This is a genomic window from Pseudomonas sp. 1L-E-NC-VB-C3 (assembly GCF_057291535.1).
On record NZ_JBXAWD010000008.1, the window covers coordinates 236,497 to 263,431 of the forward strand.

The 26,935-nt window shown below is 61.8% G+C and carries 28 protein-coding genes; 12 read left to right on the forward strand and 16 right to left on the reverse strand.

All coding sequences use genetic code 11. The features are described 5' to 3' along the window. Positions 1-55: 55 nt before the first annotated feature. The 12 genes from AC0Z5Z_RS15335 to nrdR all read right to left on the reverse strand — a co-directional run bounded on the left by AC0Z5Z_RS15335 (position 56) and on the right by nrdR (position 8,771). On the reverse strand, positions 56-856 hold the full coding sequence (locus AC0Z5Z_RS15335; RefSeq protein WP_252868359.1) for a cobalamin-binding protein: 801 nt from the start codon (positions 854-856) through the stop codon (positions 56-58). Beyond that, entirely contained in the window at positions 856-1,275 is a 420-nt protein-coding gene (locus AC0Z5Z_RS15340; protein ID WP_041477693.1) for a hypothetical protein, read from the reverse strand. Before AC0Z5Z_RS15340 ends, AC0Z5Z_RS15335 begins: the two co-directional genes overlap by 1 nt. Beyond that, positions 1,272-1,889: a GTP cyclohydrolase II gene (gene ribA / locus AC0Z5Z_RS15345; protein ID WP_041477692.1), complete on the reverse strand. Its 618-nt coding sequence runs from the start codon at positions 1,887-1,889 to the stop codon at positions 1,272-1,274. Before ribA ends, AC0Z5Z_RS15340 begins: the two co-directional genes overlap by 4 nt. Positions 1,890-2,033: 144 nt before the next feature. Further along, positions 2,034-2,771 (reverse strand): substrate-binding periplasmic protein, encoded by a 738-nt coding sequence (locus AC0Z5Z_RS15350; RefSeq protein WP_485611275.1) that lies wholly within the window; start codon positions 2,769-2,771, stop codon positions 2,034-2,036. Positions 2,772-2,796: 25 nt separating this feature from the next. After that, positions 2,797-3,300, reverse strand: coding sequence for a phosphatidylglycerophosphatase A family protein (locus tag AC0Z5Z_RS15355; protein ID WP_039761886.1), 504 nt, complete (start codon positions 3,298-3,300; stop codon positions 2,797-2,799). Beyond that, positions 3,297-4,262 carry a thiamine-phosphate kinase gene (gene thiL, locus AC0Z5Z_RS15360; RefSeq protein WP_375122750.1) on the reverse strand — a complete coding sequence of 322 codons (966 nt, stop codon included), beginning with the start codon at positions 4,260-4,262 and terminating at the stop codon, positions 3,297-3,299. The genes AC0Z5Z_RS15355 and thiL overlap by 4 nt, the downstream gene beginning before the upstream one ends. Before the next feature lie 27 nt (positions 4,263-4,289). After that, positions 4,290-4,790 (reverse strand): transcription antitermination factor NusB, encoded by a 501-nt coding sequence (gene nusB, locus AC0Z5Z_RS15365; protein WP_024014489.1) that lies wholly within the window; start codon positions 4,788-4,790, stop codon positions 4,290-4,292. Then, positions 4,787-5,263: a 6,7-dimethyl-8-ribityllumazine synthase gene (gene ribH, locus AC0Z5Z_RS15370; RefSeq protein ID WP_003228649.1), complete on the reverse strand. Its 477-nt coding sequence runs from the start codon at positions 5,261-5,263 to the stop codon at positions 4,787-4,789. Before ribH ends, nusB begins: the two co-directional genes overlap by 4 nt. 90 nt (positions 5,264-5,353) lie before the next feature. Beyond that, positions 5,354-6,445 carry a bifunctional 3,4-dihydroxy-2-butanone-4-phosphate synthase/GTP cyclohydrolase II gene (gene ribBA, locus AC0Z5Z_RS15375; RefSeq protein WP_039761895.1) on the reverse strand — a complete coding sequence of 364 codons (1,092 nt, stop codon included), beginning with the start codon at positions 6,443-6,445 and terminating at the stop codon, positions 5,354-5,356. A gap of 21 nt (positions 6,446-6,466) precedes the next feature. Further along, positions 6,467-7,129: a riboflavin synthase gene (locus tag AC0Z5Z_RS15380; RefSeq protein WP_016772981.1), complete on the reverse strand. Its 663-nt coding sequence runs from the start codon at positions 7,127-7,129 to the stop codon at positions 6,467-6,469. Positions 7,130-7,176: 47 nt separating this feature from the next. After that, positions 7,177-8,310 carry a bifunctional diaminohydroxyphosphoribosylaminopyrimidine deaminase/5-amino-6-(5-phosphoribosylamino)uracil reductase RibD gene (gene ribD, locus AC0Z5Z_RS15385; protein ID WP_485611276.1) on the reverse strand — a complete coding sequence of 378 codons (1,134 nt, stop codon included), beginning with the start codon at positions 8,308-8,310 and terminating at the stop codon, positions 7,177-7,179. Beyond that, positions 8,307-8,771, reverse strand: a complete 465-nt coding sequence (nrdR, locus tag AC0Z5Z_RS15390) for a transcriptional regulator NrdR (protein WP_007910946.1) — start codon at positions 8,769-8,771, stop codon at positions 8,307-8,309. The genes ribD and nrdR overlap by 4 nt, the downstream gene beginning before the upstream one ends. A gap of 128 nt (positions 8,772-8,899) precedes the next feature. Between nrdR and AC0Z5Z_RS15395 the strand changes: the two genes are divergently transcribed. The 3 genes from AC0Z5Z_RS15395 to trxA all read left to right on the forward strand — a co-directional run bounded on the left by AC0Z5Z_RS15395 (position 8,900) and on the right by trxA (position 11,068). Beyond that, positions 8,900-9,364 (forward strand): YbaY family lipoprotein, encoded by a 465-nt coding sequence (locus tag AC0Z5Z_RS15395; RefSeq protein ID WP_024014493.1) that lies wholly within the window; start codon positions 8,900-8,902, stop codon positions 9,362-9,364. Then, on the forward strand, positions 9,361-10,014 hold the full coding sequence (locus tag AC0Z5Z_RS15400) for a class I SAM-dependent methyltransferase (RefSeq protein WP_485611277.1): 654 nt from the start codon (positions 9,361-9,363) through the stop codon (positions 10,012-10,014). The genes AC0Z5Z_RS15395 and AC0Z5Z_RS15400 overlap by 4 nt, the downstream gene beginning before the upstream one ends. 181 nt (positions 10,015-10,195) lie before the next feature. Beyond that, positions 10,196-11,068, forward strand: coding sequence for a thioredoxin (trxA, locus tag AC0Z5Z_RS15405; RefSeq protein ID WP_336342507.1), 873 nt, complete (start codon positions 10,196-10,198; stop codon positions 11,066-11,068). Positions 11,069-11,072: 4 nt separating this feature from the next. Here trxA and AC0Z5Z_RS15410 read toward each other — a convergent pair whose 3' ends face one another. Continuing rightward, complete coding sequence (locus AC0Z5Z_RS15410; protein ID WP_485611278.1) at positions 11,073-11,432, reverse strand: hypothetical protein; 360 nt, start codon at positions 11,430-11,432, stop codon at positions 11,073-11,075. Positions 11,433-11,567: 135 nt separating this feature from the next. Between AC0Z5Z_RS15410 and AC0Z5Z_RS15415 the strand changes: the two genes are divergently transcribed. The 8 genes from AC0Z5Z_RS15415 (at position 11,568) to AC0Z5Z_RS15450 (ending at position 17,977) form a co-directional block, all read left to right on the forward strand. Further along, positions 11,568-12,149, forward strand: coding sequence for a PAAR domain-containing protein (locus tag AC0Z5Z_RS15415; protein ID WP_225930982.1), 582 nt, complete (start codon positions 11,568-11,570; stop codon positions 12,147-12,149). Next, entirely contained in the window at positions 12,146-13,093 is a 948-nt protein-coding gene (locus AC0Z5Z_RS15420; protein ID WP_485611279.1) for a CHAP domain-containing protein, read from the forward strand. Before AC0Z5Z_RS15415 ends, AC0Z5Z_RS15420 begins: the two co-directional genes overlap by 4 nt. Further along, positions 13,090-13,656 (forward strand): hypothetical protein, encoded by a 567-nt coding sequence (locus AC0Z5Z_RS15425; protein ID WP_024014498.1) that lies wholly within the window; start codon positions 13,090-13,092, stop codon positions 13,654-13,656. Before AC0Z5Z_RS15420 ends, AC0Z5Z_RS15425 begins: the two co-directional genes overlap by 4 nt. 155 nt (positions 13,657-13,811) lie before the next feature. Then, positions 13,812-14,411 (forward strand): DUF2796 domain-containing protein, encoded by a 600-nt coding sequence (locus tag AC0Z5Z_RS15430; protein WP_485611280.1) that lies wholly within the window; start codon positions 13,812-13,814, stop codon positions 14,409-14,411. 139 nt (positions 14,412-14,550) lie between these two features. Continuing rightward, positions 14,551-15,261 (forward strand): ABC transporter ATP-binding protein, encoded by a 711-nt coding sequence (locus AC0Z5Z_RS15435; protein ID WP_236168763.1) that lies wholly within the window; start codon positions 14,551-14,553, stop codon positions 15,259-15,261. Between the two features lies 1 nt (position 15,262). Next, a complete protein-coding gene (locus tag AC0Z5Z_RS15440) occupies positions 15,263-16,528 on the forward strand; it encodes an ABC transporter permease (RefSeq protein WP_056790749.1) in 1,266 nt (421 codons plus the stop codon). Between the two features lie 11 nt (positions 16,529-16,539). Continuing rightward, entirely contained in the window at positions 16,540-17,058 is a 519-nt protein-coding gene (locus tag AC0Z5Z_RS15445) for a DUF3299 domain-containing protein (protein WP_056790810.1), read from the forward strand. 220 nt (positions 17,059-17,278) lie between these two features. Beyond that, complete coding sequence (locus AC0Z5Z_RS15450) at positions 17,279-17,977, forward strand: OmpW/AlkL family protein (RefSeq protein ID WP_150638354.1); 699 nt, start codon at positions 17,279-17,281, stop codon at positions 17,975-17,977. Between the two features lie 358 nt (positions 17,978-18,335). Here the strand turns inward: AC0Z5Z_RS15450 and AC0Z5Z_RS15455 are convergent, their stop codons facing one another. After that, positions 18,336-19,268 carry an NAD-dependent epimerase/dehydratase family protein gene (locus tag AC0Z5Z_RS15455; RefSeq protein WP_485611281.1) on the reverse strand — a complete coding sequence of 311 codons (933 nt, stop codon included), beginning with the start codon at positions 19,266-19,268 and terminating at the stop codon, positions 18,336-18,338. Further along, the gene (locus AC0Z5Z_RS15460; RefSeq protein ID WP_095181938.1) at positions 19,261-20,145 is read right to left on the reverse strand and encodes a sugar nucleotide-binding protein; all 885 of its coding nucleotides are present in this window, start codon (positions 20,143-20,145) and stop codon (positions 19,261-19,263) included. The genes AC0Z5Z_RS15455 and AC0Z5Z_RS15460 overlap by 8 nt, the downstream gene beginning before the upstream one ends. Positions 20,146-20,421: 276 nt before the next feature. On the opposite strand from AC0Z5Z_RS15460, the gene AC0Z5Z_RS15465 reads away from it, so the two are divergent. After that, the gene (locus AC0Z5Z_RS15465; RefSeq protein ID WP_485611282.1) at positions 20,422-24,708 is read left to right on the forward strand and encodes a DEAD/DEAH box helicase; all 4,287 of its coding nucleotides are present in this window, start codon (positions 20,422-20,424) and stop codon (positions 24,706-24,708) included. 116 nt (positions 24,709-24,824) lie between these two features. On the opposite strand, the gene AC0Z5Z_RS15470 is transcribed toward AC0Z5Z_RS15465, so the two are convergent. Beyond that, complete coding sequence (locus AC0Z5Z_RS15470) at positions 24,825-26,927, reverse strand: mechanosensitive ion channel family protein (protein ID WP_256810178.1); 2,103 nt, start codon at positions 26,925-26,927, stop codon at positions 24,825-24,827. Between the last annotated feature and the right edge of the window lie 8 nt (positions 26,928-26,935).

Here is a 26,935-nt window from a genome sequence, read left to right on the forward strand (position 1 = left end):
TTCAGCGAAAATCCAGTGTGGGAGCGAGCCTGCTCGCGAATACAGGCGATGCGGTCTACCGATCCGGCGCGATCAATTGGCAAAGCTTGGCAGTCGCGCTGATCATCTGCCCGCTCGGTCGCTCAAGGCCTTTGTCAGTGACCAATAGCAGTCTCCCCTGCCTGACTGCTGCCACCTGCGGCCAGGTCTTCCACGCCCCTAGCTGGACCTGATCACCGGCGACAATAACCTCGGGATCACGCTGCAATACCGCCTCGATACTCACTTGTGGTGCCGGCAGATTCAGCTCGGCGAAAATATTGCGCGCGCCGCACACCTCAAGCGCATCGCTGATGATCTGCCCGCCACCGACGGTGTACAGCGGCTTGTCCCAGACCTGATAAAACACCCGCAGCGGCACATCACGACGATAACGCTGGCGCAGATCATTCAGCTGCTCGCGCAATTCGGCCGCTCGTTTCGCCCCACGCTCAGGGCGCCCGAGCTGTTCGGCAATGGCTTCGATCTGCGTCGCCAGTTGCGTCAACGTGTGCGGCTCGGCGACGAAGGTTGGAATGTTCAGACGTTTGAGCTGATCACGCTGCCCGGCGCCGACGCTGCCGGGCCAGAGCAGCAGCAAATCCGGTTTCAGGCTGAGCAAGCGCTCCATGTCGAGCTGACCGTAGCGCCCCACAGACGCAACATCGGCAATTGCCGGCGGCCGCTCGCCCGCATCCAGCACGCCGACCAACAGGTCGGCAGAGTCAAGTTCAACGACGATTTCAGACAGCGACGGCGCGAGGCTGACCACCCGCAATGCGGCCGGCACCTGACTGCTCAGGGCGAGCAGCAGAACCGCCAGCCACAGGCGAGGCATCAACCGAGTTGACGCGGAATACGGTAGAGGTAGAACAGCACGGCGGTGGACAGCGCCAGCAGCATCAACGGCACGGCTTCGAGGCCGACGAACACCGCCAGTGCGCCAATCCAGGCCGGCAAGGACGCTACTAGCAACGCCGTACGCCGACGCGCCGCAAGGGCAATCCAGGCGGCGGGTTCTTCGGCGGTATCGAGGGCTTTTTGCGTGGCGATCAGGGCGTGTTTGTAGCGGGCGAAATACTTCAGGCTGACAAACATCGAGGCGACGCCGGCGATGAACAACGGCATTGCCAGCACTGGCAACAGGCCCTGGCCTTCACCGAACAGCGCGTTGAGCACGAACAGCGGCAACAGCGCCAGCGCCAGGTATTGCCACCAGGCCACCGCCAACCGCCGCCGCACCTGGCCGCGGGTCACGCGCGGTCGGCCTCGCCCTGATGCTCGTTGCCCATCATGTGGTCGAGCTTGCTGGCCTTGGTGGCCAGGTAGAGTTTGTTGTGCGGATTGTGGCCGGTGTGCAGCGGCACGCGTTCGGCGACGACGATGCCCATGTCCGTCAGCGCTTTGACCTTGCGCGGGTTGTTGGTCATCAGACGCAGGGATTTCACGCCCAAGTGTTCGAGCATCGGCAGGCACATGGCGTAGTCGCGCTGATCGGCAGCAAAGCCCAGACGCTCGTTGGCTTCCACGGTGTCGGCGCCGCCGTCCTGCAATTCGTAGGCGCGAATCTTGTTCAGCAGACCGATGCCACGCCCTTCCTGACGCAGATACAGCAGCACGCCCCGGCCTTCGCGGGCGATCGCCTGCAACGCGGCTTCCAGTTGCGAGCCGCAGTCGCAACGCTGGCTGAACAAGGCATCGCCGGTCAGGCATTCGGAATGCAGGCGACCGAGTACCGGGGCGCCATCGGCAATTTCACCGAGGCTCAGCACGACGTGCTCACGCCCGGTGCTCTCATCGAGAAAGCCGTGCATGGTGAATTGCGCAAAAGGCGTTGGCAGCTTGGAAGCGGCGACGAAGACGACAGGCACCGATGTGCTCCTGATCTAGAAGACTGAAAATTCGCAGGCGGGCATTGTAACAGCAGGTTCCTGTAGACGCTTAGGCTGAATTATCGGGCATAACCATCAAAAAGTTTGATGACAGCTGCCATGCGCTCCCACAGGACATTGTGATCATTTTGGATCAAACGGATACGGCTGCTGCCACTTCTCGAAGACCGGCTTCAACTCTCCGCTCTTGACCAGCTCCGCCATGCGCCGGTCATACAGCGCCATCAACGCGCGAGCCTGTGGGGTATCGGCGAAACCGAGAAACAGCGGCAACTCAGCCAGATGCGAATAGCGATACTGCGCTGGATCCGCGGCATCGCGCACGACCGCTTCAATCTCGGTCAGCGCATCGATGTAGTAATCCGCCCGGCCCTGCTTGAGCATCAGCAGAATGCCGGTACGTCGTTCGATCTGGTTGAAGCGCTGGATGTTCGGCAAGTAGTTCTCGTAGCGGTAGCCGCGCACCCAGGCCAGACGATATTTGCCCAGGGTCGCCTGGGTCGGCGGCGGGCTGCTGGACAGGCCCAGCGCGTAGATGTGATCAGAATCGAACTTCGATTGCGGGTACAGCACATGCTCGGCTTCGTCGCGGTAGGAGCCGACCAGCGCGTCGACTTCCTTCAACTGCACCAGCCCGATCGACCGGGTGTACGGCACCGTGCGGATATCCAGCTTGACCCCGGCCGGCTCGAACACTTTGCGCAACACGTCCCAGGCCAGACCATGGCCGTCGGCGGCGGTGTAATTCTCCCAGTCTTCGCTGGCCAGATGGATCACCCCAGGCACAGGCGCGGCGGCCTGCGCATGGGCGAACGTGCCCAGCAGAGCCAGAAGCAGCAGCGCCAACCCGCGTCGCAGCATTGCGTGGTTCCTCACGTGAGTCGAATCAGGCGAATACCCATACCAGCCCTTGCATCGCCAGCCAGGCGAACACACCGGCCAGCACGTCGTCGAGCATGATGCCGACGCCGCCATGCACATGCTTGTCGATCCAGCGGATCGGCCACGGCTTGAGAATATCGAAGAAGCGGAACACCAGAAAACCCGCGAGCAACCAGTACCAGCCTTCCGGCACCAGCCACAGGGTGATCCACATGCCGACCATTTCGTCCCAGACGATGCCTTCGTGGTCGTGAACGCGCAAATCGTCAGCGACTTTGCCGCACAGCCAGAAGCCGAACAGCATGGTGATGCCGAGCATCAGCCAGTAGCCCCAGTCGGGCAGCATCTGCCACAGCGGAATGAACGGCAGCGCCACCAGCGAACCCCACGTGCCCGGGGCTTTTGGCAAGGTGCCGGAGCCGAAGCCGAACGCGAGGAAATGCCACGGATTGCGCCAGACCGAAGGAGGCACGAATTCGGCAGGAACCTGTTTCGGGTGATCTGTCACGGTGTCTCCTGAAAATGTTGGTAGCCGCGAATCTGCGGAGTGATGTCGCGTCGGTCGCGGTCCAGCAGCACCACGCCCTGGCCCGGCAGCACTTGCCCGATCACATGGATCGGCCAGCCGTCGGCCAGCAGTGCCGGCAACTCGGCGGACGGCAAGGTGAAGGCCAGTACGTAATCATCACCACCGCTCAATGCCGCGCGCTCGGCACCGCGCTGGCCGAGAAACGCGACTAAAGCATCCGACAACGGTACACGCTCGCGTTCAATCTCAAGTCGCACCTTCGACGCCAGCGCGATATGCCCGCAATCGGCGAGCAGGCCGTCGGAGATGTCCAGTGCCGCCGTGGCCTTGCCGCGCAGGGCCTGACCGAGCGCCAGTTGCGGTTGTGGCGACCAGTAATGATCGAGCAGCGGCTGGGCGATATGCGCTTCGGCATCACGTTGAGCCAATACCAGCGGCAAGGCGCCGGCCGCATTGCCCAGTTCGCCGCCGACGCAGAGCAGATCACCGGCCTGCGCACCGCTGCGGGTCAAGGCCTGGCCTGCGGGTACGCGGCCGAACACGGTGACCGTCAGGCTCAACGGCCCGCGCGTGGTGTCGCCGCCGACCAGGGCAACGCCGCAGCTTTGCGCCATGCGGTTCAAACCCCGGGCATAGGCTTGCAGCCAATCGGCAGTTACCGTCGGTAAGGTCAGGGCAAGGGTAAAGGCAACGGGCGCGGCGCCCATGGCGGCCAGGTCACTGACCGCGACGGCCAGCGAGCGCTGACCGAGCAGAAACGGATCGCAGGGGTCGGCGAAATGCACACCGGCCACCAGCGTATCGGTGGAAACCGCCAGCTGTTCCCCAACGGGAACTGCCAGCAAGGCGCAGTCGTCGCCGATCCCCAAAGCAACGCCCTCGCCGCCCTGCGCACAAGGCGCGGCGGCGAAGAAATTGCGGATCAGCTCAAACTCGCCCATGGCCGAGAAAAAGTATTCAAGCGCCGATCAGCGCTTGAACGCCTTCACTTCAGCTTCACGCAGGCGCGGGGCCAGCTTGTCGAGCACACCGTTGACGAACTTGTGGCCGTCGGTCGAACCGAACACCTTGGCCAGTTCGATACCTTCGTTGATCACAACGCGGTAAGGCACGTCGACGCGCTTGAGCAGTTCCCAGGTCGACAGGCGTAGAACCGCCAGTTCAACCGGGTCGAGCTCTTCGATCGCCAGATCCAGGCAAGGCGTCAGGGCAGTGTCGATTTCGGTCTTGAACTGCGGAACCCCGTGAAGGATTTCACGGAAGTAGGCGCCGTCGACATCGGTGAAATCGTTATCAACGCGAAACTGCGCTTCGATCTCGTTCAGCGATTGCCGGGCCATGTGCCACTGGTACAGCGCCTGGGTCGCGAGCTGACGGGCTTCGCGACGCTTGGCGCTCTTCGACGGCTTGCCGGCATCCGCAGGTTTCGGATCGCGCGGGTTGAAACGATCGCTTTCGTCGCTAATCACTTGGCCTCCAACTGTGCCAGCAGGCTGACCATTTCCAGAGCGGACAGGGCAGCTTCGGCACCTTTGTTACCGGCCTTGGTGCCGGAACGTTCGATGGCTTGTTCGATGGAATCAACGGTCAGCACACCGAACGCAACCGGTACGCCGAATTCCATGGAAACCTGGGCCAGGCCTTTGGTGCACTCGCCAGCCACGTATTCGAAGTGCGGAGTACCGCCACGAATGACCGCGCCAAGGGCGATGATCGCTGCGAACTCGCCTTTCTGGGCGACTTTCTGCGCAACCAGCGGGATTTCGAAGGCGCCCGGTGCGCGGATGATGGTGATGTCGCTTTCGCTCACGCCGTGGCGAACCAGGGCATCAACGGCACCGCTGACCAGGCTTTCAACCACGAAGCTGTTGAAGCGGCCCACTACCAGAGCGTAGCGGCCTTTAGGGGCGATGAAGGTACCTTCGATGGTCTTCAGGGTCATTCGTCAGTTCTCTTAAAGAGCCGGGACGCGTCTGCTACGCGCCCCTCAGTGATTATTTGCCGCGAATCGGAGTCCGGAAACAGCCGGTCATTATTCGGAGGGCACGTATTCTACAACTTCCAGATCGAAACCGGATATCGCATTGAACTTCATTGGTGCCGACATCAAGCGCATTTTGCGCACGCCGAGGTCACGCAGGATCTGCGAACCGGCCCCGACAATGCTGTAGGTGGTCGGTTTTTTCGGCGCTGCCTGCTCGCCGGTTTCACGGATATGCGCCAGCAGCACGTCACCATCAAGCGGGTGACCGAGCAGCAGCACCACACCGCTGCCGGCCTCGGCGACCGCAGCCATGGCGGCGCGCAGGCTCCAGCGGCCCGGTTGCTTGACCATCAGCAGATCGCGCAGCGGATCCATGTTGTGCACGCGAACCAGCGTCGGCTCCTCAGCGCAGACAGTGCCCAGCGTCAGGGCCATGTGCACGTCGCCTTCCACCGAATCACGATAGGTCACCAGGTTGAATTGGCCCAGTTCGCTGTCCAGCGGCTGCTCGGCAATCCGCTGAACGGTACGTTCGTGGATCATCCGGTAGTGAATCAGGTCGGCGATGGTGCCGATCTTGATGTTGTGTTCGGCGGCGAATGCTTCGAGTTCAGCGCGACGGGACATGGTGCCGTCGTCGTTCATCACTTCGCAGATCACTCCGCTGGGCTCGAAACCGGCCATGCGCGCCAGGTCGCAAGCGGCTTCGGTGTGGCCGGCGCGAGCTAGGGTGCCGCCGGCCTGGGCCATCAGCGGGAAAATGTGGCCCGGGCTGACGATGTCTTCAGCCTTGGCGTCTTTGGCGGCTGCCGCTTGCACAGTGCGCGCGCGATCGGCGGCGGAGATGCCGGTGGTCACGCCTTCGGCGGCTTCGATCGAAACGGTGAACTTGGTGCCGAAACCGGAACCGTTGCGTGGCGCCATCAGCGGCAGCTTCAACAGTTCGCAGCGCTCGCGGCTCATCGGCATGCAGATCAGGCCACGGGCGTGCTTGGCCATGAAGTTGATGTGTTCGGCCTGGCAGCATTCGGCGGCCATGATCAGGTCGCCTTCGTTCTCGCGGTCTTCGTCATCCATGAGGATGACCATCTTGCCTTGGCGGATGTCTTCAACCAGTTCTTCGATGCTATTGAGCGCCACAAGGCACCCCCTTCTTTTGAATTATTTGAGGTAGCCGTTTTGGGCCAGAAAGCTTTCGGTGATGGTGCTGCCGGCGGTCTTTTCTGCAGCCTTGTCACCCAGCAGCAGACGCTCCAGATAACGCGCCAGCAGGTCGACTTCCAGATTCACCCGGCGGCCCGGCTTGTAAGAAGCCATGATGGTTTCGCTGAGGGTGTGCGGAATGATCGTCAGCATGAATTCGGCGCCATCGACTTCGTTCACGGTCAGGCTGGTGCCGTCGACGGTGATCGAGCCTTTATGGGCGATGTACTTGGCCAGTTCTTTCGGCGCACGGATGCGAAATTCCACGGCACGGGCATTGTCGCTGCGCGATACCACTTCACCGACGCCGTCGACGTGACCGCTGACCAGATGCCCGCCAAGGCGAGTGGTCGGGGTCAGGGCTTTTTCCAGATTGACCGGGCTGCCGCTTTTCAGATCATTCATGGCGGTGCAATCAAGGGTTTCGCGGCTGACGTCGGCGGCAAAGCCGTCGCCCGGCAACTCGACGGCGGTCAGGCAAACGCCGTTGACCGCGATGCTGTCGCCGAGTTTGACGTCACTCAGATCGAGCTTGCCGGTTGCGACGTGCACCCGCACATCACCGCCCTTTGGGGTCAGTGCGCGGATACTGCCGATGGATTCGATGATGCCGGTGAACATGGGGTTCTCCTTGAGAACGAGGCCAGCGCTAACGCAATGGCCGGGAATTATACGCGGGCTGAAGGGACAGGGATCGCAGTGACTCGCCAGTCATCGCCCACCGCGCGGATTTCAGTGATTTTCAGCTCTGGCGCGTCTTTCATCTGCGCCAGCGGCCAGTCGAGCAGCGGACGCGCCGTGGAGCCGAGGAATTTGCCGGCAATGAAGATCACGAATTCGTCGACCAACCCCAATTGCGCAAAGGCACCGGCCAGACGCGGCCCGGCCTCGACCAGCACCTCGTTGGTGCCTCGATTGGCCAGTTCGATAAGCAATTGATGCAGATCGACCTGGCCGTCGGCACCCGGCACTATCAGGCATTCCGGGCCATTGGCGTATTGCTCCTCGACCGCGACACAGGTGGCGACCAGTGCCGGCCCGGCCTTGAAGAACGGCGCATCCAGCGGCACTCGCAGGCGGCCATCGATCAATACGCGCAATGGTGGGCGACTCATGGCCAGCGCTGTTTGCTCGCTGTCGAGACCGAGTTCGTCCGCGCGTACGGTCAAGCGTGCGCCATCGGCCAACACCGTGTCGGCGCCGGTCAGCACCACCGCCGCCTCAGCGCGCAAACGCTGCACCGCCGAACGCGCCGCCGGGCCGGTGATCCATTGGCTCTCGCCGCTTTCCATCGCTGTGCGACCGTCGAGGCTCATGGCCAGCTTGACCCGCACGAATGGCAAGCCATGCTCCATGCGTTTCAGAAAACCTTGATTGAGCTTGCGTGCTTCTGCTTCCAGCACCCCGCTTTCAGTGGCGATACCGGCCTCGGCCAAGCGCTGCAAACCGCGCCCGGCGACCTGCGGATTGGGATCACGCATCGCCGCCACGACCCGGGCAACGCCAGCAGTCACCAAGGCATCGGCACACGGCGGCGTGCGGCCATGGTGGCTGCAAGGTTCGAGGGTCACGTACGCCGTGGCGCCCCGGGCCTGCTCGCCGGCGGCGCGCAGGGCGTGGACTTCGGCATGGGGTTCGCCGGCGCGCTCATGCCAGCCTTCGCCGACAATCTGGCCGTAACGCACCACCACGCAACCGACCCGCGGATTGGGATGGGTGGTGTAGTGGCCCTTGCGCGCCAGTTCCAGCGCGCGGGCCATGAAATGGGCGTCGAGGATCGCCTGCTCGGCGGCGGTGGTCATTCTTTCACCGGTTCGCGGGCGAGGCGGTCGATCTCTTCGCGGAATTCATTGAGGTCCTGGAAGCGCTTGTACACCGAAGCGAAGCGGATGTAGGCGACTTCATCAAGCTTTTGCAGCTCGGCCATCACCAGCTCGCCGACCACGAGGGACTTGACCTCGCGTTCGCCGGTGGCGCGCAGCTTGTGCTTGATGTGGACCAGAGAGGACTCGAGGCGCTCGACGCTGACCGGACGTTTCTCCAGCGCGCGTTGCATGCCGGCGCGGAGTTTTTCTTCGTCAAACGGTTGGCGGCTGCCGTCGGTTTTGATCAGGCGCGGCAACACCAGTTCGGCCGTCTCGAACGTCGTGAAACGTTCGCCGCAGGCCAGGCATTCACGCCGGCGGCGCACCTGTTCGCCCTCGGCGACCAGACGCGAGTCGATGACCTTGGTGTCGTTGGCACCGCAGAAGGGACAGTGCATGGTGGCTGGCAACAAAAAATGGGAGGGCCATGGTAGCGCATCCCCGTGGCAAGACAAGCCATAGGCTTTGCGGTATACAGAACGGCATGATCGTCTGATCCATGGAATTCATTCTGCCGGAGCCTCCAATGCCGTTACGTCCGCTCGTTCTGCTCAGTCTTTTCAGCCTGCTGGTGGCCTGTGGCAGCGACGCACCCAAGCCGCAACCGCCGACGCCAGGCCCCGCGCCGCAGCAGGCGCAGAAAAAAGCCAAAGAGGCTGCCGAACTCGGCCCGCTGCCGGCGCATCAGCGCGAATTGAGCGGCAGCCTGCAAGGGGTGCCGGCCGGCGCCGAAGTCGAACTGGCGCTGCTGGTGATCGATGAAAAGGACCGCCCACAGCAACTGCTCGCCAGTTCCAGCCTGATCGGCAACAACCAGATTCTGCCGTTCCACCTGCGGTTCAACCCCGAGGCGTTTCCGGCCGGCGCACGGGTCGAGCTGCGCGGTCGCGCCAGCCAGTCCGGGCAATTGATCCTGCACCTGCCGTCGCAGACCATCACTCAACCGACCACTCAGGCTTTGGGCCAGCTGCAATTCGTCAAAGCGCCATGACAGCACCGCTCGACCTGCAACAGGCCTTGGGGGAATTGCTCGGCGACGCCAGACTGAAAGCCTGCGCGTTGCCCGGCACCGATTTGCAGCTGTGGCTGATCGACGGTGACAACATGGCCCGCGAATTCAGCCAGGAAGAAACCCAGCGCATCCTGCATGAACCGCCCTATTGGAGCTTTTGCTGGGCCAGCGGCTTGGCCGTGGCGCGTTATCTGGCACAGTTTCCAGAGTGGGTGCGCGGCAAGCGCGTGCTGGATTTCGGCGCCGGTTCCGGGATCGCCGGGATCGCAGCGGTCAAGGCCGGAGCGCTGGAAGTGGTGGCCTGCGATCTCGATCCGCTGGCGATTTCCGCGTGCAAGGCGAACGCCGAGCTCAACAATGTGCAGATGAGCTACTCGACGGACTTCTTTGCCGAGGCCGATCGCTTCGATCTGATCCTGGTCGCCGACGTGTTGTACGACCGGGCGAACTTGCCGCTGCTCGACGCGTTTCTCAGTCGCGGACGCGAGGCGCTGGTGGCGGATTCACGGGTGCGGGATTTTCGGCATCCGTTGTATGAACGGATCGAGATGCTGGAGGCGATGACCCTCCCCGATCTGGCCGAGCCCGAAGAATTCAGACATGTCAGCCTCTACCATGCACGGCGCTAGCTAAAAGCTTCGCGAGCAGGCTCGCTCCCACACTGGATCTGTGTCGTTCATAAATCCCCTGTGGGAGCGAGCCTGCTCGCGAAGGCGTCCGCCCATGCAACACACCTCTCGACCCGCCCCGCTTCCGGCCACCCCCACCAAGCCTTATAGTTGCCCCATCCACGCTTTGACGAGATCCCCCATGAGTGAGCAAACGCCGTACATCTTCGACGCCACGACTGCCGATTTCGACCAGTCGGTGATCGAAGCCTCCTTCAACAAACCGGTGCTGGTGGATTTCTGGGCCGAATGGTGTGCGCCGTGCAAGGCGTTGATGCCGATGTTGCAAGGCATTGCCGAGAGCTATCAGGGCGAGTTGCTGCTGGCCAAGGTCAACTGCGACATCGAGCAGGACATCGTCGCCCGCTTCGGCATCCGCAGCCTGCCGACCGTGGTGCTGTTCAAGGATGGTCAGCCGGTCGACGGCTTTGCCGGGGCACAACCGGAATCCGCCGTGCGCGCCCTGCTCGAACCGCATGTGCAGATGCCGCCACCGGCCGCTGCCGACCCGTTCGAACAGGCTCAGGCGATGTTCGACGAAGGCCACTTCGCCGAGGCGGAAGCGGTGCTGGTGACCCTGCTCAATGAAGACAATACCAACGCCAGGGCGCTGATCCTTTACGCACGCTGCCTGACCGAGCGCGGTGAGCTGGGCGAAGCGCAAACCGTGCTCGACGCGGTCAAGAGCGATGAGCACAAAGCCGCACTCGCTGGGGCCAAGGCGCAGATCCAGTTCCTCGGCCTCGCCCGCGACCTGCCGGACGCCGCCGACCTGAAAAGCCGCCTGGCGCAAAATCCGCAGGATGATGAAGCGGTGTACCAACTGGCGATCCAGCAACTGGCGCGCCAGCAATACGAAGCGGCGCTGGACGCCTTGCTGAAGCTATTCATCCGCAACCGCAGCTACGGCGAAGGCTTGCCGCACAAGACCTTGCTGCAGGTGTTCGAACTGCTGGGCAATGATCATCCGTTGGTGACGGCTTACCGTCGCAAAGTGTTTGCGGCGCTGTATTAAGGCCTTACCCGATCCAGCTATAGAGCGGCGTATCCCCGCCGCTCGCCACTTTCACATCGGAACTGTGGCGCAGACGCACGAGCAAACGCTTGCCCGCTGCCGCACTGCCGGTGAGCGCTTCCAGTTGATCGAGCAGATCCGGTCCACTGAGTTGCCCGGCCTTACGCAGCAAGTCTTTGGCCACCTGCCACAGCGCATCGTCCTGATTCACCGGCTTCGCCGCCGGGGCCGACGCCACTGCCTCGGACTGCGCGACCGGCGCCTGCCCGCTCAGCGCCGAACCCAGCCTGGCCCAATCGCTGTCATCCAGCTCCACCGTCAAATCCACCGGCACCTCGCCGACCGTTCCGCGTATCCGCAACATCAAGTTCGCTCCTGCACTTTTCTGACCTGCATGCTCCCACGGGACTTGTGCAACGCCAAGTAAAGGGCGCCAAACACATCTGGTAATTCCCGGTTGATCGGCTAAATTAATCTCTTTTTGCGGGAAGGATTCCCAATGTCTTCAGGACGAAAACTGGCCTCTAAAGGAGGCCCGACCTCTACAGGTGGCGTGATACTTGAAGGAAATGAGAACCTCAATATCGAAGGAAGAATAATCGCTTCCATTGGACAACTCGCCAGTTGTCCGGTCTGTGGGCCTGGCAAAGGCCCCATCGTAGCAGTGGGTGAAAGAACGCTGATTTTACCTGCCGGACCAGCTGCGCTAGAGGGTGACTACGTCGCCTGCGGTTGTCCGCCCATGACCAATAAGCTGCTCACTCAGCAACACAGTGGTTTCGCAGGAATTGGCCGGCCCGCTCCAATTGACATGGGGCCACCGATTGCTGCCCTGACCTCTTATCGCTACTTGCAGGTCATCATCGAACGCCTTGATGACACGGAAAAGCCAGGTTTGGCTTACAAACTCAAGGACAAGGCGAAGGTTGCCGTTTTACAAGACAGCACTTGCAACCTCACAGGCGAAGGCTGCGAACACCCGGTAAAAAACGCTTCGGATTACGACACCCTGTTGGTAGGGGAAGATTCCGAATGGACTTTCTATGCCTATGAAGAGCCCCTGACACAGGATTTGTCATGAAATCGGAAATCAAACTCATCTTTAAAGACTTTCTGATGCAGCCACCGCCAGGCGTAAAATTTCAGCTGCTTATCGACGGTCAGGTCGTAGATGACAACATCGTTCAAAACGATGACAGGCCTCGCATTTATTCATTGATATCCAAAAACGGCCAGATCGCTATAACGCTCGCGGGCAAGGAACTACCGTCGATCAAAACCCGAGACACCCACGAAGTGACGGTTCAGATTGTGGGGAACTCCGGTACAAAAAAAGGTATGCACACTGCTACGTTGAATCCAGGGAAGTCTCTTTCGATCGTAGCGATATCACCGTGGGTAAAAGTCCCGCTAACGACCAGCGGCGCTGTCTCGAACGACGCATTCTACGAAGTCGAACATGGTGTGAAACGTACAAATGAAACCCGAACGGTGAAAGTCGTCATTCAGGACATGCCGCGCAGGATACTGATGGAGGCGCTGTCACACCGGGGATCAACACAGTGGGCAGGGAATAAAAGCAAAAAGTCGCTGCCACACCCTACTCTCAGCCAGAGCGTGGAATTTCCACCAAACACAAATAAATGCAATCTGTTCGTCTACGACGTGCTGACCGCAATTGGGGTCAACGTGGCGTTGATTGAACATGGCAAATCGAAATACCTGCCATATTTCTCCAAGGTTAGTCCTCCGCTCGCGGGTGAATGGGCGAATGGACAACGATTGCTCAACAGCTGGAAAGTCGAGCGCACGCCGTTGCCCGGGGACGTCGGCGCTTACGCAATGAATTATTCCGACGCCAGCGGCCATGTCGGCTTCGTTCTAACGAAGGGCGTATGCATTTCTGCAGGGTGGGAAAAAGTTGAAGTTAACGACGCAGGTTTTCGCCATGCGACCGGCAATGCAAATCCCAGCGACCATGACTTCACTATTTTCCGACGCTACAAACACAGCACGCCACAATGAAACGCCCTTATTCGCTCCTCCTCATAATTCCGTTTTTGCTCATCGTGGCATGGCGCATCTGGTTGCCTGCCGATCTTTCGGCTTGTCCCGCTGACGGGGAAACTGCAGGTCCACTGACCCTTGTTATTCGTGATTACTTTGAGCGCAATAGCCGGACCGACTGGCGAGACATGGATGATCGTTTCGACATACTTTCAACCCCCGAAGGCCAGAGCATAGCGAGTCAACCGAATTCACACACTTGCGAAGCATTGCGGGTACTGCAGAGTCCGGCGTTCAGTCAGAGTGAAAAAATCTTCACCATGGCACTTATGTTCAGACTGCCAATCGACCAGTACATGGCCCTGATGGATCGCAGTCATCAACTCTACACGCAGGGCAAAATGGATAAGGAGGTGCTGACTCTGGTGGTATTTCCGCGCGGAACAGCCATCAACTACTGGTGGCTTCCGGCTTGGCGACAGCGTTTCAGTCGCGATGCCCCGAGCGTGCTCGACGCAAATCTGATCAACGATGTTCTTTCGGGACACTATTGGTTCGACTATCCCGGCGCAGGCTTCTGATTCTGCAAGCATGACATCCAATCCCAGCACCGCCCGCGAACTCATCCCGGGCGGTGCTTAGCCATGTCTTGCGCAATCTCAAGCGCACGGGCACACTCTGCGCACTTTCGTTATAAGATTACATAACAAACTTTTCATTTTTCTCGGAGTCCGTCATGCGTCGTCTGTTGCTCGCTTTGCCGTTTGCCCTGTTGCCGCTGGCCGCTGCTCATGCGGTGGATGAGCACGATCACGATCACGATCATGAGCACGGCAGCCTCGGCGCTCACGAACATGGTGTGGGTCGTCTGAATGCCGCGCTCGACGGTCAGACCCTGGAGCTGGAGCTGGAAAGCCCGGCGATGAATCTGGTGGGTTTTGAACACGCCGCGACGTCGGATGCCGACAAGGCCAAAGTCGCTGCCGCTCGTGCGCAGCTGGAAAAACCATTGGCCCTGTTCAGCCTGCCCGCTGCGGCCGGCTGCAAGGTGGTCAGCCAGGAACTGGAAAGCCCGCTGTTCGGCGACAAGCCGGACGCCGACGATCACGACGAAGATGAAGCGGACAAGGACGGTCACGAGCATCACCACGACCACAGCGAAATCCATGCGCATTACCAATTCAGCTGCGCCACACCGGGCGCGCTGAGCACGCTGAACCTGACGAACATCTTCAAGACCTTCCCGGCGACGCAGAAGATTCAGGTACAACTGATCAGCGCGACCGGCCAGCAAGGTACCGAAGTGACGGCGAAATCGGCTGCGCTGAAATTCTAGGATCCACCGAAATCCCCTGTGGGAGCGAGCCTGCTCGCGAAGGCGGCGTGTCAGTTGACAGGTGGGTGTCTGACCCAGCGCTTTCGCGAGCAGGCTCGCTCCCACAGGGTTATGTGTTCACTTCATGAAAATCGGTGCCATGACCCAAGCACTCATCGAACTTTCCGACCTTGGCTTCAACTGGCCCGGTCACCCGCCGCTGCTGGACATCTCGGCGTTTCGTCTGGAAGCCGGCGAAACCCTGTTTCTCAAAGGCCCCAGCGGCAGCGGCAAGACCACCCTGCTCGGCCTGCTTGGCGGGGTGCAGAAGCCCAATCGCGGCAGCATTCGCCTGCTCGGCCAGGAGCTGACCGAGCTTTCTGCCGGCAAGCGCGATACGTTTCGTGTCGATCACACTGGCTACATTTTCCAGCAATTCAACCTGCTGCCGTTTCTCTCGGTGCGCGAGAACGTTGAGTTGCCGTGTCATTTTTCAAAACTGCGTGCGCAACGGGCGAAACAGCGCCACGGCAGCGTCGATCAAGCCGCCGCCACGTTGCTCGCGCACTTGGGTCTGAAAGACGAAAGCATCCTCAGCCGCCGCGCCGACTCGCTGTCGATCGGCCAGCAACAACGGGTCGCCGCCGCACGCGCATTGATCGGCCAACCGGAGCTGGTGATCGCCGACGAACCGACCTCGGCGCTGGATTACGACGCCCGCGAAAACTTCATTCGCCTGCTGTTTGCCGAGTGCCGCGAGGCCGGATCGAGTCTGTTGTTCGTCAGCCATGACCAGAGCCTGGCGCCGCTGTTCGACCGTCATCTGTCCCTGGCCGATCTCAATCGCGCCGCCACGTCCGCCGAGGTCTGAGATGTATCTGTTTCGTCTGGCCATGGCCAGCCTGGCCAACCGCCGTTTCACCGCATTGCTCACCGCCTTTGCCATTGCCCTGTCGGTGTGCCTGCTGCTCGCCGTCGAGCGCGTGCGCACCGAAGCCAAGGCCAGTTTCGCCAGCACCATCAGCGGCACTGACCTCATCGTCGGCGCTCGTTCGGGGTCGGTAAACCTGCTGCTGTATTCGGTGTTCCGCATCGGCAACGCTACCAACAACATCCGTTGGGACAGCTTTGAACACTTCGCCAACAACCCGAAAGTGAAGTGGGCAATCCCCATGTCCCTAGGCGATTCCCATCGCGGCTATCGCGTGATGGGCACCACCGAAGCCTATTTCCAGCACTACCAGTACGGGCGCCAGCAACACCTGGCGCTGGCCGACGGTCGCGCGTTTGCCACCGATCCTTTCGAAGTGGTGCTCGGTGCCGAAGTCGCCGAAGCGCTGCACTACAAGCTCGGCGACAAACTGGTACTGGCCCACGGCGTGGCGGCGATCAGCCTGGTCAAGCACGACGACAAACCGTTCACCGTGGTCGGCATCCTCCAGCGCACCGGCACCCCGGTGGACCGCACGTTGCACATCAGCCTCGGCGGCATGGAGGCGATCCACATCGACTGGCACAACGGCGTGCCGGCGCGCGGCAACGGCAGGATCAGCGCTGATCAGGCGCGCAACATGGACCTGACGCCACAAGCGATCACCGCGTTCATGCTCGGCCTCAACAGCAAGATTTCCACCTTCGCCTTGCAGCGCGAGATCAACGAATACCGTGGCGAACCGATGCTGGCGATCCTGCCGGGCGTGGCCTTGCAGGAATTGTGGAGCCTGATGAGTACGGCCGAGAAAGCCTTGTTCGTGGTCTCGCTGTTCGTTGTGCTGACCGGGTTGATCGGCATGCTCACGGCGATTCTCACCAGCCTCAACGAACGTCGCCGCGAGATGGCGATTCTGCGTTCGGTGGGGGCGCGGCCGTGGCACATCGCAAGCCTGCTGGTGCTGGAAGCCTTTGCGTTGGCGCTGACTGGAGTCATCGCCGGACTGGCATTGCTGTACGTCGGCATCGCCGCTGCGCAAGGGTACGTGCAGGCCAATTACGGTTTATACCTGCCGCTGGCATGGCCGAGCGAGTATGAATGGACGCTGCTCGGTGGCATTCTGGCGGCCGCGCTGCTGATGGGCAGCGTGCCGGCCTGGCGCGCGTATCGCCAATCATTGGCCGATGGCCTGTCGATCCGTTTATGAGGATGTTCACCATGCCCCGCGCCCTGCTTGCGCTGCTGATGCTGGTCGCCCTGCCCGTGTGGGCGGCGGCGCCGAGAGACCTGACCTGGTCGGAAATGATCCCGCCGGACGCCGCGCCGGAAGTGCCGAACATGACCCCGCTGCACGACCTGTCGAAGATGGGCGACGCACTCTCTGCCGAGTCCGCGCCGGCGGCCAAGCAGGACATGCCCAACGCTCCGGTAGTGAAAAGCCTCGACGGGCAGAACATTCGCCTGCCGGGTTACATCGTGCCGCTGGAAGTCAGCGAAGAGGGGCGCACCACGGACTTCTTGCTGGTGCCATATTTCGGCGCCTGCATCCACGTCCCGCCACCGCCGTCGAACCAGATCGTCCACGTGAAAAGCGAACTGGGCGTGAAGCTTGATGAGCTGTATCAGCCGTACTGGGTCGAAGGACCGTTGCAGGTGAAAGCCTCAAGCAGTGAGCTGGCCGATGCCGGGTATCAGATGGAGGCGGAGAAGATTTATGCGTATGAACTGCCGGAGTAATTCCCGGTAATTTTGTATTGGCTGGTCTATCGTCTTCGCGAGCAGGCTCGCTCCCACAGGTGATCACATTCCAAGGTGGGAGCGAGCCTGCTCGCGAATAGGCCCTCAAAGGTTCCACAAAACCCCGCCCCTTCACTGTTTCATTGAGCTGAGTCAAAACACCGTATCAGACGGCTTCGTACCCTAGGACATCGATTTTTTATGTCCTTTCGGAGCCCCCATGAACAAGTCCTTGCTCAGCGCCTCGCTGTTTGCCCTCGCGCTCGCAGCCCCGCTCGCCCACGCCCACGAAGCCGGTGACATTCTCGTGCGCGCCGGCGCGATCACCGTCAACCCGAAGGCCGACAGCTCCAGCGTCAAGGTCGATCAGGGTCCGCTGAGCGGCACTGATCTGGGCGGCAAGGCGACCATGAGCAGCGACACCCAACTGGGTCTGAACTTCGCTTACATGCTCACCAACAACATCGGTATCGAGCTGCTGGCAGCCACGCCGTTCGAGCATGACGTCAAGCTCAAGGGCACCGCCCTGCCCGCCGCCAACGGCAAGCTCGGCACCCTGAAACACCTGCCGCCGACCCTCAGCGTCGTCTACTACCCGCTTGATTCGAAATCGGCTTTCCAGCCGTATGTCGGCGGTGGCATCAACTACACCTGGATCTACGACGAACACGTCGGCAGCGAAGCCAGCGCCAACGGCTTCAGCAACTTCAAGGCGAAAAACTCCTGGGGCCTGGCCTGGCAGGTCGGCGCCGACTACATGATCACCGACAACATCATGCTCAACGCCCAGGTGCGCTATATCGATATCGATACCCGCGCGACCGTCGAGAACAACGCCGTCGCACCGGGCACCCGTGCACGGGTGAATGTGGATGTCGATCCGTTCATCTACATGGTCGGTTTGGGCTATAAGTTCTAAGTCGATTTTTTACTGAACGTTCACGTGGTGGTGAATGAGGCTTGGTGGCGGGCAGGCACAGACCTGACGACGACCGTACGCAGTCGATCGGGGAATAACATTCCCTCGCCACAGGAATAGCGATATTCCGGCCGTGAAAAAGGCGCCTGTTGCAGGGCGCCTTTTTCATTTGGTGCTGAGTCATGTGGGGCGTTGGAGGCCCGGGCCCCTCACCCCAGCCCTCTCCCGGGGGAGAGGGAGCCGATTTGTGTGTTGTTCAAAACCTGAGTTCGACTGGGTATCGCAAGTCGGCGTACTTCTCACAAACACCTCAGTCAGTTCCCTCTCCCCCTGGGAGAGGGCTAGGGTGAGGGGCTTCTCAGGAGCGCCCGAGCAAGCGCGCCAGGCCCACACTCATCGGCGTCTGCGGCGGCATTTCAAAGCGCTGAAGCAAGCGTCGGTTGTCAGCCCGCGAATGGCGGATATCACCCGAACGCGCCGGCCCGTAGCTCACGGGCGGCAGTTCACCGACCACTGATTTCAACGCTTCGAGCATCTGCTTCAGGCTCATCGCCTGATTCCAGCCAACATTGACCGCGCCTTCCTGTACATCAGGCTTTTCCAGCGCCTGCACCAGCAAATCGACCAGATCACCGACATAGAGGAAATCGCGAGTCTGCTCGCCATCGCCAAACACGGTGATCGGCAAACCCTTCGAGGCGCGTTCGCTGAAGATGCTGATCACCCCGGAATACGGCGAGGACGGATCCTGGCGTGGGCCGAAGATGTTGAAGAAGCGAAAAATTGCCGGTTCCAGGCCATGCTGGCGACGGTAGAAATCGAAGTATTGCTCACCGGCCAGTTTGTCCGAGGCATAGGGTGTCAGCGGCGCTTTTGGCGTGTCTTCATCAATCGACTCGCCCTCGCCATTGTTGCCGTACACCGCCGCGCTGGAGGCATACACCACGCGCTTGACCCCGGCCAGACGCATGGCTTCGCAGACATTCAGGGTGCCGATGAAATTGCTCTGATGGGTTTTCACCGGATCGTCCACCGAGGCCTGCACCGAGGCCACGGCCGCCAGATGCGCGACAGCGTTGCAACCTTGCATGGCGCGGGCGACCAAAGCGGCATCGGCGACATCGCCGACCACCAGTTCAACCTTGGGATTGTCCAGCGGCAGGTTGCTGCGCTTGCCGGTCGACAAATCGTCAAGCACGCGTACCGCATAGCCCTTGGCGAGCAAGGCATCGGTCAGGTGCGAGCCGATGAATCCGGCTCCGCCAGTGATTAAAACCGTTGCTTCAGCCATGTCGGTAGAACCTGTCCAGTAGACCCGGGAGTGCGGCACGCCAGGCGCGCGGTTTGATCCCGAAAGTGTGGAGAATTTTCTTGCAGGCCAGCACTGCATGTTGCGGCTCTTCGGCGGCGTCCGGGCGCGCGGCGTGAGCCTGCGCGGTCGGTGCTTCGATCGCCAACGGATGCAGGCTGCGTGCTTCGGTGAGAATCGCCTGGCCCAGCGCCAGCGGTGTGGTCGCTTCGTGGCCGGCGTAATGGTAAGTGCCCCACAGCGGCGCGGCGCAGTCGAGTTGCTTGAGCACGGAGATGATCACTCGCGCGGCGTCATCGACCGGAGTCGGATTGCCGCGCCGATCATCGGCCAGCAGCAACTCTTCGGGTTTTTCCGCGCGGGCGAGGAAGCGTCCGAGGGTGCCGTCCGGGCTGTCGTCGAGCAGCCAGCCGAAACGCAGCAGTACATGTTGCGGGCAGGTCGCGCGCACACTTTGCTCGATGCGCCACAAGGCCTGACCGCGCAGGCCCAGCGGCACCGGTTCGTCTTTTTCGCTGTAAGCGGTAGCACGTGAGCCGTCGAACACGCGATAGCTCGACGGCTGCACGAGGACAATGTTGTGGTGCTGGCACAGTTCGGCCAGACGCTCGATGGCGCGTTCCTGGCCGATCATGCGGCTTTCGCTGACGCTCTCGGCCTGGAACCAGTCGAAATAGTAGGCGAGGTTGATCAACGCATCGGGACGGGTGTCGTCGAGCAATTGGGTGAGGCTCGCGGCATCCCAGCCGTTTTCGGGCGGGCGGGGGGCGAGGAAACCGATGTCTTCTTCCGCACCGAGGCGAATCAGCGCCTGCCCAAGGGCATTTCCGCCGCCCAGTAACATAAGGCGCATTCGCATAGAGTCAGCAGGCCCAGTCTGATTGGAACGATGGCTTTAGCGACAGTTCTTGTGGAACCGTCGTCGATAATTGCCGGAATCGTTGCATTTTGCGGGTTTAGTGCGCAACCGTCATCCGTAAAGTGTAGATCCGCGAATTTGCGCCGTCCTGGCCGGCCCCTTCGCGAGCAGGCTCGCTCCCACAGGGGACCGCATTCCAAGGTGGGAGCGAGCCTGCTCGCGAAGGCGTCCGAACGGTACTTGCATCTTCCCGCCCCCGCCCGCATAACTCCAGTCATGAATCTGCCCCTCCCCGCCAACAGCGCGCTGGCCGGTTTTCACCCCGCCGTCAGCGCCTGGTTCAACAAGACTTTCCCGGCGGTCACCGCCGCTCAGGCCCGTGCGTGGCCGTTGATTCGCCAGCGCCGGTCGACGCTGATCGCCGCGCCCACTGGCTCCGGCAAAACCCTGACCGCGTTCCTCGCCGTGCTCGATGAGCTTGTCCATCGTGGTCTGGAACACCCCGACGGTCTGCCCGCCGAAACCCTGGTGGTCTATGTCTCGCCGTTGAAGGCACTGTCCAACGACATCCAGATCAACCTGCAGAATCCGCTCGCCGGCATTACCGCGCAATTGCGCGAAATGGGCCTGCCGGAGCTGACCATCACCACCGCCGTACGCACCGGCGACACGCCGCAAAAAGACCGCGCCGCGATGCGCAAGAGCGCGCCGCATATTCTGGTGACCACCCCGGAATCGCTGTACGTGCTGCTCGGCTCGGAATCCGGGCGCAGGATGCTCGGCAACACGCGCACGGTGATCATTGACGAAATCCACGCCATGGCCGCCGGCAAGCGCGGCAGTCATCTGTCCTTGAGCCTTGAACGGCTGCAAGCGTTGTGCGCCGAACCGCTGACCCGCATCGGCCTGTCCGCCACGCAGAAACCGGTGGAAGCCGTGGCGCAGTTCCTGGTCGGTCACGATCGCCCCTGCGAAATCGTCGACATCGGCCACGCCCGCCCTCGGGATCTGGGCATCGAGGTGCCGCCGGTACCGTTGTCGGCGGTGATGGCCAATGATGTCTGGGAACTGGTGTATGAGCGCCTCGCCGAACTCGCCCGCGAGCATCGCACCACGCTGATTTTCGTCAACACCCGACGCCTTGCCGAACGCCTCAGCCGGCATCTGAGCGAGCGCCTCGGCAAGCAGGCCGTGGCGGCGCACCACGGCAGCCTGGCCAAAGAGTTTCGCCTCGATGCGGAACAGCGCCTCAAACGCGGCGAGCTGCAAGTGCTGATCGCCACTGCATCACTGGAGCTGGGCATCGATATCGGTGAAGTCGACCTGGTCTGCCAGATCAGTTCACCGCGTTCGATTGCTGCGTTTCTGCAACGAGTCGGTCGCTCCGGACACCAGGTCGGCGGCACCCCCAAGGGGCGTTTGTTCGCCACCACCCGCGACGACCTGATCGAGTGCGCCGCCCTGCTCGACTGCGTGCGCCGGGGCGAGCTGGATACGCTGCACATTCCGGAAAAACCGCTGGACGTGCTGGCGCAGCAGATCATTGCCGAGGTCAGTTGCCAGGAATGGTCGGAGGACGCGTTGCTGGCGATGTTCCGCCGAGCCTGGCCCTATCGCGACCTCGATGAAAAACACTATCAGGCCCTGCTGAGCATGCTCGCCGAGGGTTACAACGGTCGCCAGGGCATCCGCAGCGCCTACCTGCACCGCGACGCCGTCAGTCGCACCTTGCGTGGCCGGCGGGGCGCGCAACTGACCGCCGTGACCAGTGGCGGCACCATCCCGGACAACGCCGACTACAGCGTATTGCTAGAACCCCAGGGCTTGAACATCGGCAGCGTCAACGAAGATTTCGCCGTGGAAAGTATCGCCGGCGATGTGTTCCAGCTCGGCAATACCTCGTACCGCATCCTGCGGGTGGAAAGCGGCAAGGTGCGGGTCGAGGATGCGCAGGGCATGCCGCCGACCATTCCGTTCTGGCTCGGCGAAGCGCCGGGGCGCAGTGATGAACTGTCGGCGGCCGTCGCGCGCCTGCAAGCGCAGTTGGACGAATTGCTCAGCGCCAGGCCCGGGAATCTGCAACCGGCGCTCGACTGGCTGACCACCACACTCGGCCTCAACCTCGCCAGCGCCGAGCAACTGGTCGAATATCTGGCGCGCGCACGGCAAACCCTCGGCGCCCTGCCCTCGCAGGACACGCTGTTGATGGAACGGTTTTTCGACGAGTCCGGCGGCACCCAACTGATCATTCACACGCCGTTCGGCAGCCGCATCAACCGCGCCTGGGGCCTGGCCCTGCGCAAGCGTTTCTGCCGCACCTTCAACTTCGAGTTGCAGGCCGCCGCCAGCGAAGACGCGATCGTGCTGTCGCTGTCCACCAGTCACAGCTTCGAGCTCGACGAAGTCTGGCGTTACCTGCACAGCAACAGCGCCGAACACACCCTTATTCAAGCCGTGCTCGATGCGCCCTTGTTTGGCGTGCGCTGGCGCTGGAATGCCGGGGTGGCGCTGGCGTTGCCGCGTTTTACCGGCGGGCGCAAAGTCGCTCCGCAACTGCAACGGATGAAAAGCGAAGACCTCATCGCCAGCGTGTTTCCCGACCAGATCGCCTGCCTGGAAAACCTCGCCGGCGAGCGCGAAGTCCCCGAACATCCGTTGGTGGAACAGACCCTCGACGATTGCCTGCACGAAGCTATGGACAGCGAAGGCTGGCTGACCCTGCTGCGGCGCATGGAGCGTGGCGAGGTGCGCCTGATCGCCCGGGATTTGCCGGCGCCGTCGCCACTGGCGGCAGAAATCCTCAGCGCCCGGCCGTACACGTTTCTCGACGACGCGCCGCTGGAGGAACGCCGCACGCAAGCGGTGATCAATCGACGCTGGAGCGATCCGCAATCGACCGATGATCTCGGCGCGCTCGATGCCGATGCGATCACCGCAGTGCGCGAAGAAGCCTGGCCGTCGCCCAACTCCCTGGATGAAATGCATGAAGCGCTGATGAGCCTCGCCTGCATCAGCGATGCCGAAGCCCGCGCCAATGCGGGTTGGCCGGACTGGCTGCAAACGCTGATGGCCAGCGGCCGCGCCTGCCTGTTGCAGATCGACGCCGAGCATCAGTTGTGGCTGGCTCGCGAACGCTTGAGTTGCCTGCAGGCACTTTATCCACAAGCCACGCTGCTGACTGAAGCAGTCGCGCTGCCCGGGTTCGACGAAGCGTGGACATTCGATGAGGCGCTGGTCGAAGTGATCCGCGCCCGCCTCGGCGCCTTTGGGCCGACCCCTTTGCCAGCCATTACCGAGCCGCTCGCCCTGCCCGCCGCGCAAGTGAGTCAGGCCCTCGCCCGATTGGAGCGTGAAGGCTACGTATTGCGCGGCCAGTTCACGCCGAACAGCGCGATTGAAGAATGGTGCGAACGCCATCTGCTGGCGCGCATCCATCGCTACACGGTCAAGCGCCTGCGCCGGGAAACCGAACCGGTGGCATTGCAGGACTTCATGCGTTTTCTGTTCGACTGGCAGCATCTGACGCCGGCCACCCAAGGTCAGGGCAGTGCGGTGCTGCCGGCGATTGTCGGCCAGTTCGAAGGCTACCCGGCGGCAGCTTCGGCGTGGGACAGCGACATCCTGCCGGCACGCCTCAAGGACTATTCGCCGAGCTGGCTGGATGAACTGTGCCGCAACGGCAAACTGGTGTGGACGCGCATCAGCGCGCGGCAGAAAGTCAGCGGCTCGGCATTGCGCAGTACACCGATCGTGCTGCTGCCGCGCAGTCAGGTGGGTTTGTGGAGTGCGTTGGCTGAACAGACGCCGGTGAGTGAGTTATCGCCGAAAACGCAGAAAGTCTTCGAGGCGCTGAGTCAGCATGGCGCGCTGTTTTTCGATGAGTTGATTCATGAAGCGCGCCTGCTGCGCAGCGAACTGGAAATCGCCCTGCAGGAACTGGTCGCCGCAGGTTTGGTGAACGCCGACAGCTTCGCCGGTCTGCGCGCGCTGATCACGCCGGCAAGCAAGCGCCAGCAGCGCAGTAGCCGACGCGGGCGCGGCGCGTTTATCGGCGGCATGGACGATGCCGGGCGCTGGGCATTGCTGCGCCGGGGTTCGTCAGCCGATGCCGCCGAGACACTCGAACACGTCGCCATGACCCTGCTGCGCCGCTACGGCGTGGTGTTCTGGCGCTTGCTCGAACGCGAAGCGGACTGGCTGCCGAGCTGGCGGGAATTGCTGCGCACCTTTCATCGTCTGGAGGCGCGGGGCGAGATTCGTGGCGGGCGGTTTGTCAGTGGTCTGGCTGGCGAGCAGTTTGCCTTGCCCGAAGCCATTCCCTTGCTGCGCGAAGTACGCCGCCGCCCGCAGGACGGCAGCCTGGTGGCGGTGTGCGGAGTTGATCCATTGAATCTGGCCGGAACCTTGTTGCCGGGGGCGAAGGTGCCGGCGCTGGTGAGCAATCGGCTGGTTTATCGCGATGGAGTGTCCGTGGCCGCGGTGATTGCCGGCAAGCAGCAGGTTTGGGTAGAGCTGGATCCGATAGCCATGGGACAACTGCATGCCAAGCTGATCCGGCATTGAGAGTGTTCGCACCGGCGTCTTCGCGAGCAGGCTCGCTCCCACAGTCCAATCCCATTGCCCCTGTGGGAGCGAGCCTGCTCGCGAAAGCGCCGGCCCTGTCTCTACACAAACAGGCGTCAGGTCCGTGACTCCTGCGGTACCTCATCCGCAACCACCGCCCCCTCCTCCTGCCGCTTCGGCAACAGCACCTGTTGTGGATAAGTCTGCGCAAAATGCACATTGGGTGTGTTATCCACAAGCTTCTTCAAGCGCTGGTTGAACGCGCGGCTCACCGCATATTGCCCACCTGACACCGTGCGAAATTGCGCCGTCAACACCACGCCGTTCAAGTCCATTTTGTCCACGCCAAACACATCCAGCGGCCCTTGCAGGTTGTACTTGAGGAACGGGTCTTCGCGGATCGAATCACCGGCCTCGCGAATCAGCTCAATGGCTTTGTCGACATCGGTGTCGTAGGTGAACTGCACCGAGAAAAATGCGAAGGCGAACTGGCGTGATTGGTTGGTCACAGCCTTGATCTGGCCGAACGGCACCGAGTGCACAAAACCCTTGCCGTCCCGCAGGCGCAAGGTGCGGATGGTCAAACCTTCCACGGTGCCGGCGTGGCCGGAATCGAGCACCACCCAGTCGCCGATCGACAGGGTGTCTTCGATGATGATGAACAACCCGGTGATGACGTCCTGCACCAGTTGCTGCGAACCGAAACCGATCGCCAGACCGACCACGCCCGCACCGGCTAGTAGCGGCGCGACGTTGATGCCGAGGTTGGCCATGGTGGTAATCGCGCAGATCACCACGAGGATGATTTTGATCGCGTTGCGCAGCAGCGGCAGGATGGTTTTCACCCGCGTGCTCGGCTGGCGTGCCGCGCGTTTGCTCAGCGGCGGTTTCAGCGCTTCCTGAATCGCCGTGTCGAGCACCACCCACAGCAGCCACGTCACCAGGAAGATCAGGCCGATGCTGCTCAAGGCGTTGCTGATCGCTCGACCGACGGTGCTGCTCTGGGCGAAATCGAGCAACGACACGCCCCAGATCCGCCCGAGAATATCGATGAACACAATCGCCATGACGATGCGCAGCAACGCATGCAACAGGCTGAGAAAGCGTTCCTTGTAGGCACTGCTGCGCTGGATCGCCTCAGCCTTGCGTGATTTGAACAAATGCTGCAACACGGTGCTGAGAAACACTGTGGCGATCAGCAGCACGGTGGTGAACAAGGCACAGCGCAGGGCTTTCTGATTGTCCTCGCCGATGCCGATCAGGCTGACTGCCGAGACCAGCACCATCAGCACGATCGGCCAATACCACAGCCCGGAAAATATCCGCAGCGACTCCTGCAGCGACGGTTGTTTCAAACGCTGACTGAGCGGGCGATTGCGGATCAGATGCGCCACGGGCCGGCGCAGGCGAATCACCAGCAAACCGAAAATCACCGAGGCGATCAGCCCGGTGAACACGGCGATGCTGCTGGTGATATTGCCGCCCAGTTGCCGGGCGATCTGCGGGCTGGTCAGGGCATCGCTGAGCGCGGCGAGAAAGCCGATGAGGAACAGCGGGCGCGGGCAGTATTCACGGATGATTCGCGCGGCGGCGCGCTTGTGCCCGACGTTGAACATCACCACCACGCACAACAACATCGATGTGGAGAAGATACCGCTGCTGGTGGCATAGGCCAGACACAGCGCCAGCGCACGGCCCACCGAAGCTTGCAGAAAATGGCTGACATACAGCGTCAAAGGCAGGCAGATCAGCGCCGGCACGGTGTACGGCAGCACGTAGCCGAGCAGATCCTGACTGCGCTGGCGGGTGCGCAACCAGCGGCCCTCACGCAGACGCTTGGCCAACAGACTGCCGAGCACGGTGAGCAGGGCGAAACTGCCCAGCCAGACTCCCGACAGCGTGAGGAAATCCCCTGCCACGCTCCAGCCCGAGCGATTCGACGGTTGCTTGACCAGCCGATCGACCTCATCCGCCGCGCGGTCGGCGCGCAGCCGCCAGGCATCGACCAGGTGTTCGTTGAGATCGAGTTTTTCCTGCACATCGTCGATGCTCGTACTGATCGCCCCGAGCAGACCACCCTGCACCAGCGGTTCCGGTTCGGCGGGTTTCTCTGCCGTGTCGGCGGCAGCCGGAACGCCCGGTAGCGCGACGGCTTGCGATGTGTTGACGCCCAAGCACAGCAGCGCTCCCAGCAGAATGGCGATCCTGAAATTGCGCAAAGCTCCGA

What these genes read in the sequence shown, in the direction of transcription:
- AC0Z5Z_RS15335 (WP_252868359.1), bottom strand. Translation starts at nt 856, where the DNA reads ATGCCTCGCCTGTGGCTGGCGGTTCTGCTGCTCGCCCTGAGCAGTCAG.
- AC0Z5Z_RS15350 (WP_485611275.1), bottom strand. Translation starts at nt 2,771, where the DNA reads ATGCTGCGACGCGGGTTGGCGCTGCTGCTTCTGGCTCTGCTGGGCACG.
- thiL (WP_375122750.1), bottom strand. Translation starts at nt 4,262, where the DNA reads ATGGGCGAGTTTGAGCTGATCCGCAATTTCTTCGCCGCCGCGCCTTGT.
- ribH (WP_003228649.1), bottom strand. Translation starts at nt 5,263, where the DNA reads ATGACCCTGAAGACCATCGAAGGTACCTTCATCGCCCCTAAAGGCCGC.
- AC0Z5Z_RS15380 (WP_016772981.1), bottom strand. Translation starts at nt 7,129, where the DNA reads ATGTTCACCGGCATCATCGAATCCATCGGCAGTATCCGCGCACTGACC.
- ribD (WP_485611276.1), bottom strand. Translation starts at nt 8,310, where the DNA reads ATGACCACCGCCGCCGAGCAGGCGATCCTCGACGCCCATTTCATGGCC.
- nrdR (WP_007910946.1), bottom strand. Translation starts at nt 8,771, where the DNA reads ATGCACTGTCCCTTCTGCGGTGCCAACGACACCAAGGTCATCGACTCG.
- AC0Z5Z_RS15395 (WP_024014493.1), top strand. Translation starts at nt 8,900, where the DNA reads ATGCCGTTACGTCCGCTCGTTCTGCTCAGTCTTTTCAGCCTGCTGGTG.
- AC0Z5Z_RS15400 (WP_485611277.1), top strand. Translation starts at nt 9,361, where the DNA reads ATGACAGCACCGCTCGACCTGCAACAGGCCTTGGGGGAATTGCTCGGC.
- trxA (WP_336342507.1), top strand. Translation starts at nt 10,196, where the DNA reads ATGAGTGAGCAAACGCCGTACATCTTCGACGCCACGACTGCCGATTTC.
- AC0Z5Z_RS15410 (WP_485611278.1), bottom strand. Translation starts at nt 11,432, where the DNA reads ATGTTGCGGATACGCGGAACGGTCGGCGAGGTGCCGGTGGATTTGACG.
- AC0Z5Z_RS15415 (WP_225930982.1), top strand. Translation starts at nt 11,568, where the DNA reads ATGTCTTCAGGACGAAAACTGGCCTCTAAAGGAGGCCCGACCTCTACA.
- AC0Z5Z_RS15420 (WP_485611279.1), top strand. Translation starts at nt 12,146, where the DNA reads ATGAAATCGGAAATCAAACTCATCTTTAAAGACTTTCTGATGCAGCCA.
- AC0Z5Z_RS15425 (WP_024014498.1), top strand. Translation starts at nt 13,090, where the DNA reads ATGAAACGCCCTTATTCGCTCCTCCTCATAATTCCGTTTTTGCTCATC.
- AC0Z5Z_RS15430 (WP_485611280.1), top strand. Translation starts at nt 13,812, where the DNA reads ATGCGTCGTCTGTTGCTCGCTTTGCCGTTTGCCCTGTTGCCGCTGGCC.
- AC0Z5Z_RS15435 (WP_236168763.1), top strand. Translation starts at nt 14,551, where the DNA reads ATGACCCAAGCACTCATCGAACTTTCCGACCTTGGCTTCAACTGGCCC.
- AC0Z5Z_RS15440 (WP_056790749.1), top strand. Translation starts at nt 15,263, where the DNA reads ATGTATCTGTTTCGTCTGGCCATGGCCAGCCTGGCCAACCGCCGTTTC.
- AC0Z5Z_RS15445 (WP_056790810.1), top strand. Translation starts at nt 16,540, where the DNA reads ATGCCCCGCGCCCTGCTTGCGCTGCTGATGCTGGTCGCCCTGCCCGTG.
- AC0Z5Z_RS15450 (WP_150638354.1), top strand. Translation starts at nt 17,279, where the DNA reads ATGAACAAGTCCTTGCTCAGCGCCTCGCTGTTTGCCCTCGCGCTCGCA.
- AC0Z5Z_RS15455 (WP_485611281.1), bottom strand. Translation starts at nt 19,268, where the DNA reads ATGGCTGAAGCAACGGTTTTAATCACTGGCGGAGCCGGATTCATCGGC.
- AC0Z5Z_RS15460 (WP_095181938.1), bottom strand. Translation starts at nt 20,145, where the DNA reads ATGCGAATGCGCCTTATGTTACTGGGCGGCGGAAATGCCCTTGGGCAG.
- AC0Z5Z_RS15465 (WP_485611282.1), top strand. Translation starts at nt 20,422, where the DNA reads ATGAATCTGCCCCTCCCCGCCAACAGCGCGCTGGCCGGTTTTCACCCC.